Origin of the sequence: Pseudomonas parasichuanensis (assembly GCF_021601385.1) — a bacterium.
GTDB lineage: Bacteria > Pseudomonadota > Gammaproteobacteria > Pseudomonadales > Pseudomonadaceae > Aquipseudomonas > Aquipseudomonas parasichuanensis.
This window is the reverse complement of record NZ_BQHO01000021.1, coordinates 68,382-84,368: the sequence shown is the minus strand read 5'-3', so window position 1 is coordinate 84,368 and position 15,987 is coordinate 68,382. Positions and strand designations below refer to the sequence as shown.

The following is a 15,987-nucleotide window of genomic DNA, read 5'->3' as shown; positions in this document are numbered from 1 at the left end:
TTACAGGTAAGCCATGAAACAGTATCTAGATCTGGTCCGTGACGTCATCGACAACGGCACGCTGCAGGAAAACCGCACCGGCACCCGCACCATCAGCCTGCCGGGCGCCATGCTGCGTTTCGACCTGCAAAAAGGCTTCCCGGCCATCACCACGCGCCGGCTTGCGTTCAAGTCGGCGATCGGCGAGATGGTGGGCTTTCTGCGTGGCGTGAAGAACGCCGGCGAGTTCCGCGAACTGGGCTGCAAGGTCTGGGACCAGAACGCCAACGAAAACGCCCAGTGGCTGGCCAACCCGTTCCGCCAGGGCCAGGACGATCTTGGCGAAATCTACGGCGTGCAATGGCGCCAGTGGCCGGGCTACAAGCGCATTGCGCTGAGCAACCCGGCCGCCATCGCAATGGCCGAAAAAGCGGGCTTCCGCCAGATCGCCCAGGACGAGGAAGACGGCCAGGCGTTCGTCATCCTGTACAAGGCCATCGACCAGGTGCGCCAGTGCCTGGACACCATCGCCAACGACCCGGGCAGCCGCCGCATCCTGTTCCACGGCTGGAACTGCGCCCAGCTCGACGAGATGGCCCTGCCGCCGTGCCACCTGCTGTACCAGTTCCACCCGAATGTCGAGACCCGGGAAATCTCCCTGACCCTCTACATCCGCTCCAACGACCTGGGCCTGGGCACGCCGTTCAACCTCACCGAAGGCGCGGCGCTGCTGTCGCTGTTCGGCCGCCTGACCGGCTACACCCCGCGCTGGTTCACCTACTTCATCGGCGATGCCCATGTGTACGAGAACCATTTGGACATGCTCAACGAGCAGATGAAGCGCGAGCCGCTGGCGGCGCCGAAGCTGGTGATCAGTGACCGGGTGCCGGCGTTTGCCGAGACCGGCAAGTACGAGCCGGAGTGGCTGGAGAAGATCGAACCGAGTGATTTCTGGCTGGAAGGCTATGAGCACCATGCGCCGATGACGGCGCCGATGGCGGTTTGATTCAAGAGAGTCGGGGCTGCTTCGCAGCCCATCGCCGGCAAGCCGGCTCCCACAAGGGGGACGCGTGACTCTGTGGGAGCCGGCTTGCCGGCGATGGGCCGCAAAGCGGCCCCAAGTCTCTAATGCCCGTGACTACGCCCCACATGCGAATGCTCGGTCTCCGGCACCGTCACCGCCCCGTTGGTCTCCAGCTGCTGCAAGATCGCGCACTCCGCCCCCTGCGCATTGCATTGCTGCCTCAGCTCCACCAGCTGCGCCTGCAGCGCCAGCAACCCATCGATCCTCGCCTGCACATGCTCGATATGCTCGTCGATCAGCGCATTGACGCTGCCGCACGAGCCTTCCGGGCTGTCGCGCAGGCGCAATAAGCTGCGGATCTCATCCAGGGTCATGTCCAGCGTCCGGCAATTGCGGATGAACGTCAGCCGCTCCACGTGGGCCTGGGTGTACAGCCGATAGTTGCCATCGGTGCGGGCAGGCTCGGGCAACAATTGCTCGCGCTCGTAGTAGCGAATGGTCTCCACGGCGCAATCGGTCGCCTTGGCCAGTTCTCCGATCTTCATGGCAAATCTCCTGCAGAGGGCTTGACCCTATAGTGGCTACAGGGTGTTCACTTGGCAACAGGCTCCCTTTAAGGACAAACCCATGAACCAGCCTGTCAGCCCCGAACACAAGCATGACCACGCCCATGACCACGCTCATGGTGACAAAGGCCATTGCCACGACACCCATGCCCACAGCTGCTGCGCCGCCAGTGCCGCGCCGGCCCTGGTGCAACTGACCGAAAAGGCCAGCGCCGGGGCGCAGCTCAGCCGCTTCCGCATCCAGGCCATGGACTGCCCGACCGAGCAGACCCTGATCCAGGACAAGCTGGGCAAGATGGCCGGCATCGAGCAGCTGGAATTCAACCTGATCAACCGCGTGCTGGGCGTGCGCCACACCCTCGACGGCACCGCCGAGATCGAGCGCGCCATCGACAGCCTGGGCATGCAGGCCGAGCCGCTGAGCGGTGAAGACGACACCAGCGCTGCGCCTGTCGCCAAGACCCGCTGGTGGCCGTTGGCGCTGTCGGGTGTGGCGGCGATCGCCGCCGAAATCGTGCACTTCTCCGCCCTTGCCCCAGAGTGGGTGGTCGCCGCGCTGGCGCTGGCCGCCATCCTCGGCTGCGGCCTGGGCACCTACAAGAAGGGCTGGATCGCCCTGAAGAACCGCAACCTCAACATCAACGCGCTGATGAGCATCGCCGTGACCGGAGCCGTGCTGATCGGCCAATGGCCGGAAGCGGCCATGGTGATGGTGCTGTTCACTATCGCCGAACTGATCGAGGCCCGCTCGCTGGACCGTGCGCGCAACGCTATCAGCGGCCTGATGCAACTCACCCCGGACACCGCCACCGTGCTGCAGGGCGATGGCCAGTGGCGCGAAGTCGAGGTGCGCGAGGTGGCCATCGGTGCCCAGGTGCGGGTACGCCCCGGCGAGCGCATCGGCCTGGATGGCGAGGTGGTGAGTGGGCAATCCAGCGTCGATCAGGCGCCGATCACCGGCGAAAGCCTGCCGGTCGAGAAGGGCGTGGGCGACAAACTGTTCGCCGGCACCATCAACCAGGCCGGCGCCCTGGAGTACCGCGTCACCGCCGCCGCCGGCCAGTCGACCCTGGCACGGATCATCAAGGCCGTCGAACAGGCCCAGGGCGCCCGTGCGCCGACCCAGCGCTTCGTCGACCAGTTCTCGCGCATCTACACCCCGGTGGTGTTCGCCCTGGCACTGGCGGTCGCGCTGATCCCGCCGCTGTTCATGGGCGGTGCCTGGTTCGACTGGGTCTACCGCGCCCTGGTGCTGCTGGTGGTGGCCTGCCCGTGCGCACTGGTTATCTCCACCCCGGTGACCATCGTCAGCGGCCTGGCTGCCGCGGCGCGCAAGGGCATCCTGATCAAGGGCGGGGTGTACCTCGAAGGCGGGCGCAAGCTGGACTTCCTGGCCCTGGACAAGACCGGCACCATCACCCACGGCAAGCCGGTGCAGACCGACAGCAAAGTCCTCGAGCCGCTGTTCGAAGGCCGCGCCCAGGCCCTGGCCGCCAGCCTCGCCGCGCGCTCCGACCACCCGGTATCCGGCGCCATCGCCCAGTTTGCCCAAGGGCAGAACCTGCCCTTGAGCGAGGTCAGCGAATTCGCCGCCCTGGCCGGCCGTGGTGTGCGCGGTAGCATCGACGGCGAAACCTACCACCTGGGCAACCACCGCCTGGTGGAGGAGCTGGGCCTGTGCTCGCCCGAGTTGGAAGCGCAACTGGATGTGCTGGAGCGCCAGGGCAAGACCGTGGTGCTGCTGCTCGACCGCAGCGGCCCGCTGGCGCTGTTCGCCGTGGCCGACACGGTCAAGGACAGCAGCCGCCAGGCCATCGCCGAACTGCATGAGCTGGGTATCAAGACTGTCATGCTGACCGGCGACAATCCCCACACCGCCCAGGCCATCGCCGCGCAGGTGGGCATCGACCGCGCCGAGGGCAACCTGTTGCCGGCCGACAAGCTCAACACCATCGAAGCCCTGTATGCCCAGGGCCACCGCGTCGGCATGGTCGGCGACGGCATCAACGATGCGCCGGCCCTGGCCCGTGCCGAGATCGGCTTCGCCATGGCCGCCGCCGGTACCGACACCGCCATCGAGACCGCCGACGTGGCGTTGATGGACGACGACTTGCGCAAAATCCCGGCCTTCGTCAGGCTGTCGCGCCAAAGTGCGGCGATCCTCACCCAGAACATCGTGCTGGCCCTGGGGATCAAGGCGATCTTCCTGGCGATCACCTTTGCCGGCATGGCCACCCTGTGGATGGCGGTGTTCGCCGACATGGGCGTGAGTCTGCTGGTGGTGTTCAACGGCTTGCGCCTGCTGCGCAAATAGCGCCACCGGCGACGCGGTCATTGTGGGAGCGGCTTTAGCCGCGAAGCAGGCAACGCGGTGGATGGCACCGGCTCTGCCGGTGTTCGCGGCTGAAGCCGCTCCCACAGGGGGCGTGTTGGGTCCCCGGTCATGTCTGTTCCACAAGAGGTTATCCACAATGCTCAGTGCCGAGCTCAAGGCCTTCTACATGGTGGCCCGCCAGGGCAGCATCACCCTGGCGGCGAAGAAGCTCGGGCTCAGCCAGCCCACGGTGACCACGCAGATCCGCAACCTTGAAAGCCAGTACAACGTCGAGCTGTTCTACCGTGGCGGCCGGCGCCTGGTACTCAGCGAAGAGGGCGTGCGCCTGCTGCCGATGGTCAAGGCACTGCTGCAGCAGGAGGCGGACATCGAGTTCGAACTGCGCAACAGCGGCCAGGCCCAGGGCAGCCTGCGCATCGCCGCCACCGCGCCGTACTACATCCTCGACCTGGTGAAGATCTTCCGCGAGCGCCTGCCCCAGGTGGAAGTGGCGGTGGAGATCGGCAACTCGCAGCAGGTGCTGGAAATGCTCGAGGACTACCGGGTGGATATCGCCGCTTCGTCGCAACTGCTCGAAGACGCACGCCTGGTGCGCCGGGTGCTGGGCACCGACCCGCTGGTGCTGGCGGTGCACCGCAACCACCCGCTGGCCCAGCGCCAGGCGGTGTCGATCGAGGGGGTGGCCGGGCATTGCCTGCTGATGCGCGAGAAGGGCTCGACCACCCGCAAGCTCACCGAGCAGATGATGCAGGACGCCGGGGTGAAGGCCGGGGCGCTGCTGGAGATCGGCAGCCGTGAGTCGATCCGCGAGGCGGTGCTGCGCAATATCGGCATCAGCATCATTGCCCGCCATGAGGTGCCGCACAACCCCGAGCTGCGGGTGCTGGCGCTGGACGATGCGCCGGTGATGCATGAGTACCTGTACTGCCTGAAAGAGCGGCGCCAGGCGCGGTTACCGGCGGCGTTCCTGGGGGTGGCGCAGGAAGTGGTGGGTTCGCAATTCTGACAGTTCTCGACTGGTTGCACCGGCCTCATCGCCGGCAAGCCGGCTCCCACAGGGCTAGCGCCGACCTGCTTTTGTGGGAGCTGGCTTGCCAGCGATAGGGCCCTCAAGGCCACTACAAAATCTGCCTATACCACTATCACCGGCTTTTGCCCCAACGCCACAGAACCTTCGCACAGCCTGCCTAGCATGGCCCCCATCGCTTCGATGAGGACCTGCCATGAACCACGTCACCCCGGGCGCACAGATGAAAGTGCGCGGCATCCACAAACGCTTCGGCGCCTTCACCGCGCTCAACGACGTGTCCCTGGACATCGCCGCCGGCGAGCTGGTGTGCCTGCTCGGCCCCTCGGGCTGCGGCAAGACCACCCTGCTGCGCTGCATCGCAGGGCTCGAGCGCCAGGACCGCGGCACCCTGTACATCGGCGAGCGCGACATTTCCGAGCTGCCGCCCCAGGCCCGTGACTACGGCATCCTGTTCCAGTCCTATGCGCTGTTCCCCAACCTCACCGTCGAAGCCAACATCGCCTACGGCCTGACCGCCAGCAGCCGGGACCAGGTGCGCGAGCGTGTCAGCGAGATGCTCGAACTGGTCGGCCTGTCGGGCAGCGAAAAGAAGTACCCCGGCCAACTTTCCGGCGGCCAGCAGCAACGGGTGGCCCTGGCCCGCGCCCTGGCGCCCAAGCCTTCGCTGCTGTTGCTCGACGAGCCGATGTCGGCACTCGATGCCCGCGTGCGCGAGCACCTGTGCACCGAGCTGCGCCAGCTGCAACGCCAACTGGGCATCACCACGCTGATGGTCACCCACAACCAGGACGAGGCCATGCTGATGGCCGACCGCATCGCCGTGATGAACAACGGCCAGGTCGAGCAGTACGCCACCCCGCAGGAAATCTACGACCAGCCGGCCACGCCGTTCGTCGCCGAATTCGTCGGCCAGGGCAACTGGCTGCCGTTCCAGCGCAGCGGCGACAGCCATGCCCAGGTCGGCGGCATGAACATGCGCCTGGCGGCCAACGCCGGCAGTGCCAGCAGTGGCCGGTTGTTCTGCCGCCCCGAGGCGATCACCGTCAACCCGGTGGTGCATGAAGAGAACCTGTTCCCGGCCAAGGTCCGCGAGATCACTTTCCTCGGCAACCGCTGCCGCATGAGCTTCGAGCTCAAGGCCCTGCCGGGCCATGCGCTGCTCGCCGAGCTGGCCCCGGAAGCCATGCCCCGCCTGGGCTCGCAGGACATCTGGGTGGCCCTGCCACCGCAGAGCCTGCAGGTGTTTGCCTGAGATGGCCGCGCCCATGACCCTGCCCCTGAACACCGCCAAGGCCGCGCCGCGCAGTGGCGTCGCCTTCGGTGACCGCCTGTTTGTCGTCGGTGGCAAGAGCCTGCTGCTGCTCCTGTTGGTGCTGGCGGTGCTGATGCCGCTGCTGGCGATCTTCTGGAAAGGCTTCAGTGCCGATGCCGGCCAGGGCGGTGGCCTGGTGGCGGCCCGCGAGCTGTTCGCCAGCGCCAACTTCCACTGGCTGCTCGGCAACAGCCTGTCGGTGGCCTTCACCGTCGCAGCCATCGTGGTGCCGCTGGCCTACCTGTTCGCCTATGCCCTGCAACGCACGCTGATCCCGGCCAAGGGCCTGTGGCGCGGCATCTCGCTGCTGCCGCTGCTGGCACCGTCGATGCTGCCGGCCATCGCCCTGGTGTACCTGTTCGGCAACCAGGGCCTGCTGCGCGGGCTGCTCAGCGACAACATCTACGGCTTCTGGGGCATCGTGCTCGGCGAGGCCATCTACACCTTCCCCCACGCCCTGATGATCCTGCTCTCGGCGCTGTCGCTGGCCGATGCGCGGCTGTTCGACGCCGCGTCGAGCATGGGCGCCGGGCCAACCCGGGCCTTCTTCAGCATTACCTGGCCGGCCACGCGCCAGGCGGTGTTCGCCGCGTTCTGCCTGGTGTTCACCCTGACCATCACCGACTTCGGCGTGCCCGTGGTGGTCGGCGGTGATTACCAGGTGCTGGCGCTGGAAGCCTACAAGGCGGTGGTCGGCCAACAACAATTTGGCCGTGGCGCGTTGATCGGCATGGTGCTGCTGGTGCCGGCCTTGCTCAGCTTTGCGGTCGATGCCTGGCTGCGCCGCCGCCAGGGCGATGCCATGAGCGGCCGGGCCCAGGTGTTCGAGCCCAAGCCTTCCAGGCTGCGCGATGCCTGCTTCCTGGCCATCGTGGTGCTGGTGTGTGCGGCGCTGCTGGCGGTGATCGGCATGGCGGTGTACTCGTCGCTGGTCAAGTTCTGGCCCTACAACCTGTCGCTGTCGCTGAACCACTACCAGTTCGATGACACCGCCGGTGGCGGCTGGCTGGCCTACCGCAACAGCGTGACCATGGCCCTGTGCACGGCGCTGATCGGCAGCGTGGTGATCTTCAGCGGCGCCTACCTGATGGAGAAGACCCAGGGCCAACGCCTGCTCAATCAGGCCCTGCGCCTGCTCAGCTTCATCCCCATGGCCGTGCCCGGCCTGGTACTCGGCCTGGGCTACGTGTTCTTCTTCAACCTCAACGGCAACCCGCTGCATGTGTTCTACGGCAGCATGGCGCTGCTGGTGGTGTGCACCATCGCCCACTACCTGACCACCGCGCAGATGACCGCCACCACCGCCCTGCGCCAGCTCGACGGCGAGTTCGAAGCCGCCGCGCTGTCGCTCAAGGCGCCGCTGTACAAGCACTTCATGCGCGTCACCGTACCGATCTGCCTGCCGGCGCTGCTGGACATCATCCGCTACCTGTTCGTCTCGGGCATGACCACCGTGTCGGCGGCGATCTTCCTCTACAGCCCCGACACCATCCTGGCTGCCGTCGCCGTGCTGAACATGGATGACGCCGGCAACGTCGGCGGCGCCGCCGCCATGTCCACCCTGATCCTGCTCACCAGTGCCGCCGCCTCGCTGCTGCTGGCCGGTGCTTCACGCGGCCTGCTGCGCCGCTCCCAGGCCTGGCGCCAACGCGCCCCCGGCCATTGACCGACTGCCCACAACGATAGGAACCGCACCATGTTCAAGCCCCTCGCACTTGCCGCTGCCGTATCCGCCGTGTTCAGCCTGCAGGCCTCGGCTGCCGCCACCCAGCTGACCGTCTACACCGCCCTTGAGGCCGAGCAGCTCAAGAGCTACAAGCAGGCCTTCGAGAAGGCCAACCCGGACATCGAGATCAAGTGGGTGCGTGACTCCACCGGCATCATCACCGCCAAGCTGCTGGCCGAAAAAGACCGCCCGCAGGCCGACGCGGTGTGGGGCCTGGCCGCGTCCAGCCTGGCCATCCTCGACCAGAACGGCATGCTCGACGCCTATGCGCCGAAGGACCTGGGCAAGATCTCGCCCAACTACCGCGACGCCGCCAACCCGCCGGCCTGGGTGGGCATGGACGTGTGGGCTGCGACCATCTGCTTCAACACCGTCGAAGCCGAGAAACAGGGCCTGAGCAAGCCGCTGAGCTGGCAGGACCTGACCAAGCCTGAGTACAAGGGCAAGATCGTCATGCCCAACCCGGCCTCGTCCGGCACTGGCTTCCTGGATGTCAGCGCCTGGCTGCAGACCTTTGGCGAGCCCCAGGGCTGGGCCTACATGGACGCCCTGCACCAGAACATCGGGCAGTACGTTCATTCCGGCTCCAAGCCGTGCAAGCTCGCTGCCGCTGGCGAGTTCCCGATCGGCATCTCGTTCGAATACCCCGCCGTGCAGCTCAAGCGCCAGGGCGCGCCGCTGGACATCGTGCTGCCGAAGGAAGGCTTGGGCTGGGAGATCGAGGCCACTGCAGTGATCAAGGGCTCGCCGAAGGCCGATGCGGCCAAGCGCCTGGCAGATTTCTCCGCCAGCCCCGCCGCGATGGAGCTATACAAAGAGAACTTCGCCGTGCTCGCTGCTCCGGGCATCGCCAAGCCACAGACCGAGTTGCCGGCCGACTACGAGCAGCGCCTGATCAAGAACGACTTCGCCTGGGCCTCGAAGAACCGCGACGAGATCCTCAGCGAATGGCGCAAGCGCTATGACGGCAAGTCGGAGAAAGTCGCCCAGCAGTAACAGCGGCTGGTCTTCTGCGAGGCCTGCGGCCTCGAATCGCCGGCAAGCCGGCTCCCACAGGGTCGGCGTAACGCTGCTCTTTGTGGGAGCCGGTTTGCCGGCGATTGGCCTTACCGATTTATCCAGGAGTGAATCCATGCTCACTGCAGTCCAGGTCATCGACAACACCTTCGCCCTGTACCAACACCACGGCAGTGCCGACTACATCGGCGAAGCCATCACCCAGCTCGAGCACATGTCCCAGGCCGCCCAGTTGGCCATGGCCGAAGGCTACGACGACGAAGTGGTGCTGGCCGCGTTCTTCCACGACATCGGCCACTTGCTGGGGGAAGGCCAAGGCAGCATGGGCGGCTTTGGTGTGGTCAGCCATGAGCGCCTCGGCGCCGACTACCTGCGCCGTTGCGGTTTCGGCGAGCGCATGGCGCGGCTGGTGCAGTACCACGTCGAGGCCAAGCGCTACCTGACCCTGCGCCAGCCGGGGTACTACGACCGGTTGAGCGAGGCGAGCCGACGCACGCTGGGGTATCAGGGTGGGGTGATGAGTGAGGCCGAGGCGGATACGTTCGAGGGCGATCCGTTGTTTGCGGTGAGCCTGCGGATGCGGGAGTGGGATGAGCAGGCCAAGGAAGTGGGTGTGGCATTGCTGGACCTGGAGGTCCTCAAGGCCAAGGCACTGGCTTTGATCTGATGGTGACTGTACTGGCCTCTTCGCGGGTAAACCCGCTCCCACAGGTTATTTGGAGATCCTGTGGGAGCGGGCTTGCCCGCGAAAGGGCCGGGCCTGCTGACTCAGATCTGTAAAACCAACGCCTCCAACTGCTCCTGGCGCTCAGCCTGGTTCACCTTGGCCCCCGGATTGAGCGTGGACCACTGCGGGTGCGCCCGCGCCTTGTTCAGCGCCTCGGGCAGCTTGCCTTCGCGCCAGGCCTTCTCGTCCAGTGCGCCGAGGCGAATGCTGTCCTGCGCCGCATGCCCGCGGCTATCCAACGCCACCATCAACTGCTGCTGACGCAGTGCCAGCAGGCGCAGCACAGTGTCATCCACCGTCAACTCTCGCTGGCCCTTCAACTTGCCCATCAACCGCGAACCATAGTTGCGTGCAGTCTGCAGCGCACCGCCGGCAATGGCGCCAGCCAATGCGGCAGCGCCCAGGGTCAGGCCGCCAACCAGCAGATCGACACCGGCACCCGCCGCCGCACCTGCCGCCACCCCACTGCCCAGGCGCACACCCAGCAGCTTCAGGGTTTCCGGGTTGAACAGGTCATCGCCCCAACGGCCATCCAGCAACGGCAGGTCACCGGCCTCGGCATCTTCACGGCGAAAGGCATAGAGCTTGAGCAGCGCCTCGACGCAGCGCTGCTCGCGCTGGCGCACGTCGCGGCGCAGGGCCTCGATGGCCTTGGCTTCGTCGGCGGGCTCGACACTGCGCCGGCAGGCGGCGCAATCGAGCAGCAATTCGGCGATCAGGCGCTTGCCGCTGTGCTGGCGGGCCAGGCGCTGGGCCTGCTGGTCGTCGATCAGCCGTTGCAGGGCCGGGCGGGCCTCTTCCAGCAACAGGGCGAGGCTTTCGTAGAGGCGCCGTTCGCCATCTTCGGGCGGGGCCACGCTGTCAAACCGCACAAGGGCGTGCAACCCCAGCCGCGCCAGGGCTTCGCGCCATTCCGGCTCGCGGTGCTGGTGGCTGGCGACGAAGTTGAGCACTGGCAGCAGTGGCTTGCCGCAACCGGCCAGTACCTCCAGCTCGTCGCGGTACTTGGCCAGCACCGGCTCGCGGGCGTCGATCACGTACAGCCCGGCGTTGCTCGCCAGCAACTGGCGCAGCACCTTGGCTTCCTGTTCAAAGCGTTGGCGCGCCTCGCTGCCCTGAAGAAAACGCTCCAGCCGGGCCGGGCCGTCCAGCCGCTCGCCCGGGCGTTCCAGGCGTTCGAGGTAGTCGAGCAGGGCGATGGCGTCTTCCAGGCCGGGGGTGTCGTACAGCTCCAGCAGCGGCTCACCGTCCACCGACAGCCGCACGCCTTCGACATGGCGGGTGGTGCTGGGGCGGTGCGAGACCTCGCCAAAGCCGACATCACGGGTGAGGGTGCGCAGCAGCGAGGTCTTGCCGACGTTGGTGTGGCCGACCACGGCCAGTTTCAGGGGCTCAGTCATGGCCATGCTCCAGCCAGGTCAGCGGCGAGGTATCGGCGTGGCGCAGGCCCAGGCGGTCGAGGGCGTCGTGCCAGTCGCCCAGGCGTGCAGCGTCCAGCGCCTGGCCGGGTTGCGGCTGGAGCAACCAGATGCGCGTGGCGCCGGCATTGCGTGCAAGTTCTGCGAGCAGCGCCAGGCTGCCACGGTCCGGCGAGCGGCGTGGATCGCAGGCAATGGCCAGGCGCGCCGGGGGGAAGCGGCCGAGTTGTTCGAGCAGTTTGTTGCGGGACTCGCGGCTGTCGAGCACGCCGGCGTTGGTCACGTTTTTCGCCAGCGCCGGTGGCCAGGGATGCTGATCGTCCAGCTCCAGGCCCACCAGCAGGGCGCCGCTGCTGCCGCTGTCCAGTTGCCCGGCCTCGAACTGCGGCAGTGCTTCGGGAGCTGCGTCCTGCACGCCGATCCGTTCGCTGCGTGGCATCAGCGCCTCGCGCAACTGCGCATAGCCGGGCAGGTTGAGGTCCAGCGCCAGCCGCCCACGGCCCTGGCGCCAGCGCCACAGGCACAGCGCGGCCAGCACCAGGCGCGGCAGCAGGCCGTACACCAGCACCACGCCGAGCAGCCAGCTGGCCCAGGCCTGGCGGGCCAGGTCGAGGGCCGGCAGGGTGTCGCCGCTGGCGCGGATCATCGCCTCGTCCGGCACGGCGAAGCCGAGCAGCGCTGGCAGGGCGCCGAGGGCGTGGGTGAGGGCGATGAAGGGTTCGGCGGCGAGCAGGGTGGTTTCCCAGACGAAGCCATAGCGCCGGGTCGCCAGCAACGCCAGCAGCATGCCCAGCGCTGCCAGCATCGCCAGCAGCCACAGGCCATGCACCAGGGCGCCGAGCAGCCAGCGGTTCAGGCGTTGGCGTTGCAGCAGCACCAGCAGCGCCGGGGCCAGTTGCGCAGCCTTGGCGTCACGGGCCAGGCGTTCGCTCAGCCACAACCACAGGCGGCCCAGCGTTGCGCCTTGTTCGCCTGCGTAGCAGAAGCCGATGGCCCAGCCGGCCAACAACAGAACGTTGAGCCCGAGCAGGCTGCCCAGGGCCCAGAACACGTTCACCGGGCGCTGGCCATCGCCCAGTGCCGCCAGGCCCAGCCCGGCGCCGCTGAACACGGCCAGCACCATCAGCGCCATCAGTGCCAGGCGGGCGCCTTGCTTCCAGTGGCGCAGCGCATCGGCCATGCCGTCGCGTTCGGCCAGCCACAGGGCGCGGGCCTCGATGCGCGTGGCCAGGTCGCCGCCCTGCTGGCGGGCGCGGCGGTTGGCTTCCTGGTCCTCCAGGGGGCCGGCGTGTTCTTCGCGCAGGCGCACCGCTTCGGTGAGCCAGCGCTTGTCCAGTTCAGTCAGTGCAGTCACAAGCTCGTCCATTGCACAGGTCAGGGCGCAAGCATAACCCACGTGCCCGGTGCTATCCTCGCCGCCATGACTACCTCACTTCCCCTCAGCCTGATCGCGGCCCTCGCCGAGAACCGTGTGATCGGCATCGACAACACCATGCCCTGGCACCTGCCGGGGGACTTCAAGTACTTCAAGGCCACCACCCTGGGCAAGCCGATCATCATGGGTCGCAAGACCTGGGATTCGCTGGGCCGGCCGCTACCGGGGCGGTTGAACATCGTCGTCAGTCGCCAACCGGGCCTGCAGTTGGCCGGTGCCGAAGTGTTCGCTTCGCTGGAAGACGCCGTGGTGCGCGCCGAGCAGTGGGCGCGGGAGCAGGGTGTCGAGGAACTGATGTTGATCGGCGGGGCGCAGCTGTACGGGCAGGCGCTGGAGAAGGGCTTGGTGAGCCGGATGTACCTGACTCGGGTGGAGCTGTCGCCGGAGGGCGATGCGTGGTTCCCGGTGTTCGACAAGGGGCAGTGGCGGCTGGCGTCGAGTGCGGCGCAGGCTGAGGACGGCAAGCCTGCGTATCACTTCGAGGTTTGGGACAAGGCTTGATATTGCCGGGGCTGCTTCGCAGCCCACTCGCGACACAAGGCCGCTCCTACAGGAGGATGCGATTTCCTGCAGGAGCGGCCTTGCCGGGGGCGCCGGACCGGCCGGAAAGGGACGCACAGCGCCCCCAGCAATCTCTCAGGAATGACTCAATTCGGCATGCTCATCCCCACCCAGCACCTGCTGGTCGGTCTGCTTGAGCAACTGGCTGGTCACCACGCCCGCCGTCATCGAGCCATTGACGTTCAATGCCGTGCGGCCCATGTCGATCAGCGGCTCCACCGAGATCAGCAGTGCCACCAGTTCCACCGGCAGGCCCATGGCCGGCAGCACGATCAGCGCGGCGAAGGTTGCACCACCGCCCACGCCGGCCACACCGGCCGAGCTCAGGGTGACGATGGCCACCAGGGTGGCGATCCACAGCGGGTCGAAGGTGTCGATGCCCACCGCCGGGGCGACCATCACCGCGAGCATCGCCGGGTACAGGCCGGCGCAGCCGTTCTGGCCGATGGTGGCGCCGAACGAGGCGCTGAAGCTGGCGATCGACTGCGGCACGCCCAGGCGCTGGGTTTGCGCCTCGATGTTCAGCGGGATGCTGGCGGCGCTGGAGCGGCTGGTGAAGGCGAAGGTCAGCACCGGCCACACTTTGCGGAAGAAACGCAGCGGGCTGACGCCGGTCAGCGCCAGGATCACCCCGTGCACCACGAACATCAGGCCCAGGCCGATGTACGACACCACCACGAAGCTGCCCAGCTTGAGGATGTCGTCGAGGTTGGAGCTGGCCACCACCTTGGTCATCAGCGCCAGCACGCCATAGGGGGTGAGCTTCATCACCAGGCGCACCAGGCGCATCACCCAGGCTTGCAGCACATCGATGGCCGAGAGCGCGCGTTCGCCCTTGTCCTTGTCGTCCTTGATCAGTTGCAGGGCAGCCAGGCCCAGGAACACGGCGAAGATCACCACGCTGATGATCGAGGTCGGTTTGGCCCGCGCCAGGTCGGCCACCGGGTTGGTGGGAACGAACGACAGCAGCAGCTGCGGGATGTTGAGGTCGGCGACCTTGCCCGCGTAGTCGCTGTGGATCGCCTGCAGCCGCGCGCTTTCCTGCACGCCGGCCACCAGGCCCTCGGCGCTGAGGCCGAACAGGTTGGTCAGGGCGATGCCGATCAGCGCGGCGATGGCGGTGGTCAGCAGCAGGGTGCCGATGCTCAGCACGCTGATGCGGCCCAGCGCGGATGCATTGTGCAGGCGGGCCACGGCGCTGAGGATCGAGGCGAAGATCAGCGGCATGACGATCATCTGCAACAGGCCGACATAGCCGTTGCCGACCAGGTCGAGCCAGGCAATGGTGGCTTTGAGCACCGGGTGACCGGCGCCGTAGACCGTGTGCAGGACCAGGCCGAAGCCCACGCCCAGGGCCAGGCCCAACAGCACTTTCTTGGCCAGGCTCCAGTCGGTGCGGCGGGTTTGCGCCAGGCCCAGCAGCAGGGCCAGGAACGCCAGCAGGTTGAGAGACAGCGGCAGGTTCATTGAAGCTCCAGAAAAAGCAGAAGAGGCATCGCCTCTGATGAGCGATTGCGAACCGAAATGCTAACAGCCTGAAAACAAACGAATTTATACCTAAAAGGAATGTGCATAGTCGTTTATGGAATAACGCCATGTCGCAATTGGCAATCCACATGGCGTTTGCGGCTGCGTCGGGGTCGGTCGCGAGCGTCTGGGTGTCACAAAACGGGTCTAGGGTTGAGCGGCCACGTCTTTGGGAGAACTGCACATGATGTCTGCTCCGAAACTGCTTGCCGGCAGTCTGGCCTTGTTGCTCAGCGCCAGCAGCTGGGCGGCCACCGAGCTCAAACACTGGCCCGCCGAAGCGGCCAGCAAACTCGACGCAATGATCGCCGCCAATGCCAACAAGGGTAACTACGCGGTGTTCGACATGGACAACACCAGTTACCGCTTCGACCTCGAAGAGTCGCTGTTGCCGTACATGGAGAACAAGGGCCTGCTGACCCGCGACAAGCTCGACCCCTCGCTCAAGCTGATCCCGTTCAAAGACACCGCCGAGCACAAGGAGAGCCTGTTCAGCTACTACTACCGCCTGTGCGAGATCGACGACATGGTCTGCTACCCCTGGGTGGCCCAGGTGTTCTCGGGCTTCACCCTCAAGGAGCTGAAGCAGCAGGTCGACGAGTTGATGGCCTCGGGCAAGCCGATCCCCAGCACCTATTACGAAGGGGACCAGGTCAAGACCATCGAAGTGCAGCCGCCCAAGGTCTTCACCGGCCAGGCCGAGCTGTACAACAAGCTGATGGAGAATGGCATCGAGGTGTACGTGATTTCGGCGGCGTCGGAAGAGCTGGTGCGCATGGTCGCCGCCGACCCCAAGTACGGCTACAACGTCAAACCCGAGAACGTGATTGGTGTGAGCCTGTTGCTCAAGGACCGCGCCACGGGCCAGTTGACCACCGCGCGCAAGCAGATCACGGCCGGGCACTATGACCCCAAGGCCAACGAAGGCCTGGAGCTGACCCCTTACCTGTGGACCCCGGCGACCTGGATGGCTGGCAAGCAGGCAGCGATCCTGACCTATATCGACGAGTGGAAGAAACCGGTGCTGGTGGGTGGCGACACGCCAACCAGCGATGGCTACATGCAGTTCCACAGCGTCGACGTGGGCAAGGGCGGCATCCACCTGTGGATAAACCGCAAGGCCAAGTACATGGACCAGTTGAACGGCATGATCGCCAAGCATGCGGCGGCCCAGGCCAAGGAGGGGTTGCCGGTGACGGCGGACAAGAACTGGGTGATCGTGACGCCGGAGCAGATTCAGTAACAGCTGGGTTGCCTGTACCGGCCCCATCGCCGGCAAGCCGGCTCCCACAGGGTTGTCACAGGCCTTGCAATCACGCTGTACCTGTGG

General features: G+C 66.4%; 13 protein-coding genes. 9 read left to right on the top strand and 4 right to left on the bottom strand.

The genetic code is table 11. The features are described 5' to 3' along the window. Nucleotides 1-13 precede the first annotated feature (13 nt). A complete protein-coding gene (locus tag L6D77_RS17290; RefSeq protein WP_232883015.1) occupies nucleotides 14-985 on the top strand; it encodes a thymidylate synthase in 972 nt (323 codons plus the stop codon). 119 nt (nucleotides 986-1,104) lie between these two features. On the opposite strand, the gene cadR is transcribed toward L6D77_RS17290, so the two are convergent. Further along, nucleotides 1,105-1,548: a cadmium resistance transcriptional regulator CadR gene (cadR, locus tag L6D77_RS17285; protein WP_232883014.1), complete on the bottom strand. Its 444-nt coding sequence runs from the start codon at nucleotides 1,546-1,548 to the stop codon at nucleotides 1,105-1,107. Nucleotides 1,549-1,630: 82 nt separating this feature from the next. Between cadR and L6D77_RS17280 the strand changes: the two genes are divergently transcribed. The 6 genes from L6D77_RS17280 (at nucleotide 1,631) to L6D77_RS17255 (ending at nucleotide 9,656) form a co-directional block, all read left to right on the top strand. Next, a complete protein-coding gene (locus L6D77_RS17280) occupies nucleotides 1,631-3,883 on the top strand; it encodes a heavy metal translocating P-type ATPase (protein WP_232883013.1) in 2,253 nt (750 codons plus the stop codon). Nucleotides 3,884-4,040: 157 nt separating this feature from the next. Then, on the top strand, nucleotides 4,041-4,910 hold the full coding sequence (locus tag L6D77_RS17275) for a LysR family transcriptional regulator (protein WP_232883012.1): 870 nt from the start codon (nucleotides 4,041-4,043) through the stop codon (nucleotides 4,908-4,910). Nucleotides 4,911-5,127: 217 nt separating this feature from the next. Next, entirely contained in the window at nucleotides 5,128-6,186 is a 1,059-nt protein-coding gene (locus L6D77_RS17270; protein WP_232883011.1) for a putative 2-aminoethylphosphonate ABC transporter ATP-binding protein, read from the top strand. A gap of 1 nt (nucleotide 6,187) precedes the next feature. Beyond that, nucleotides 6,188-7,912 (top strand): putative 2-aminoethylphosphonate ABC transporter permease subunit, encoded by a 1,725-nt coding sequence (locus tag L6D77_RS17265; protein WP_232883010.1) that lies wholly within the window; start codon nucleotides 6,188-6,190, stop codon nucleotides 7,910-7,912. Between the two features lie 30 nt (nucleotides 7,913-7,942). Beyond that, nucleotides 7,943-8,968, top strand: coding sequence for a putative 2-aminoethylphosphonate ABC transporter substrate-binding protein (locus L6D77_RS17260; RefSeq protein WP_232883009.1), 1,026 nt, complete (start codon nucleotides 7,943-7,945; stop codon nucleotides 8,966-8,968). A 136-nt stretch (nucleotides 8,969-9,104) separates the two neighbouring features. Continuing rightward, nucleotides 9,105-9,656: a phosphonate degradation HD-domain oxygenase gene (locus tag L6D77_RS17255; RefSeq protein WP_232883008.1), complete on the top strand. Its 552-nt coding sequence runs from the start codon at nucleotides 9,105-9,107 to the stop codon at nucleotides 9,654-9,656. Nucleotides 9,657-9,757: 101 nt separating this feature from the next. Here the strand turns inward: L6D77_RS17255 and L6D77_RS17250 are convergent, their stop codons facing one another. Together L6D77_RS17250 and L6D77_RS17245 are read right to left on the bottom strand one after the other, a co-directional pair. Next, the gene (locus tag L6D77_RS17250; protein ID WP_232883007.1) at nucleotides 9,758-11,116 is read right to left on the bottom strand and encodes a GTPase/DUF3482 domain-containing protein; all 1,359 of its coding nucleotides are present in this window, start codon (nucleotides 11,114-11,116) and stop codon (nucleotides 9,758-9,760) included. Then, entirely contained in the window at nucleotides 11,109-12,500 is a 1,392-nt protein-coding gene (locus L6D77_RS17245) for a DUF2868 domain-containing protein (protein ID WP_232883006.1), read from the bottom strand. The genes L6D77_RS17250 and L6D77_RS17245 overlap by 8 nt, the downstream gene beginning before the upstream one ends. Before the next feature lie 54 nt (nucleotides 12,501-12,554). Here L6D77_RS17245 and L6D77_RS17240 point away from each other — a divergent pair, with 54 nt between their 5' ends. Continuing rightward, the gene (locus L6D77_RS17240; RefSeq protein WP_232883005.1) at nucleotides 12,555-13,070 is read left to right on the top strand and encodes a dihydrofolate reductase; all 516 of its coding nucleotides are present in this window, start codon (nucleotides 12,555-12,557) and stop codon (nucleotides 13,068-13,070) included. Nucleotides 13,071-13,205: 135 nt separating this feature from the next. Here L6D77_RS17240 and L6D77_RS17235 read toward each other — a convergent pair whose 3' ends face one another. Then, nucleotides 13,206-14,597 carry an L-cystine transporter gene (locus L6D77_RS17235; protein WP_232883004.1) on the bottom strand — a complete coding sequence of 464 codons (1,392 nt, stop codon included), beginning with the start codon at nucleotides 14,595-14,597 and terminating at the stop codon, nucleotides 13,206-13,208. A gap of 247 nt (nucleotides 14,598-14,844) precedes the next feature. Here L6D77_RS17235 and L6D77_RS17230 point away from each other — a divergent pair, with 247 nt between their 5' ends. After that, nucleotides 14,845-15,900, top strand: a complete 1,056-nt coding sequence (locus tag L6D77_RS17230) for an HAD family hydrolase (protein WP_232883038.1) — start codon at nucleotides 14,845-14,847, stop codon at nucleotides 15,898-15,900. The last annotated feature ends 87 nt before the right edge of the window (nucleotides 15,901-15,987 follow it).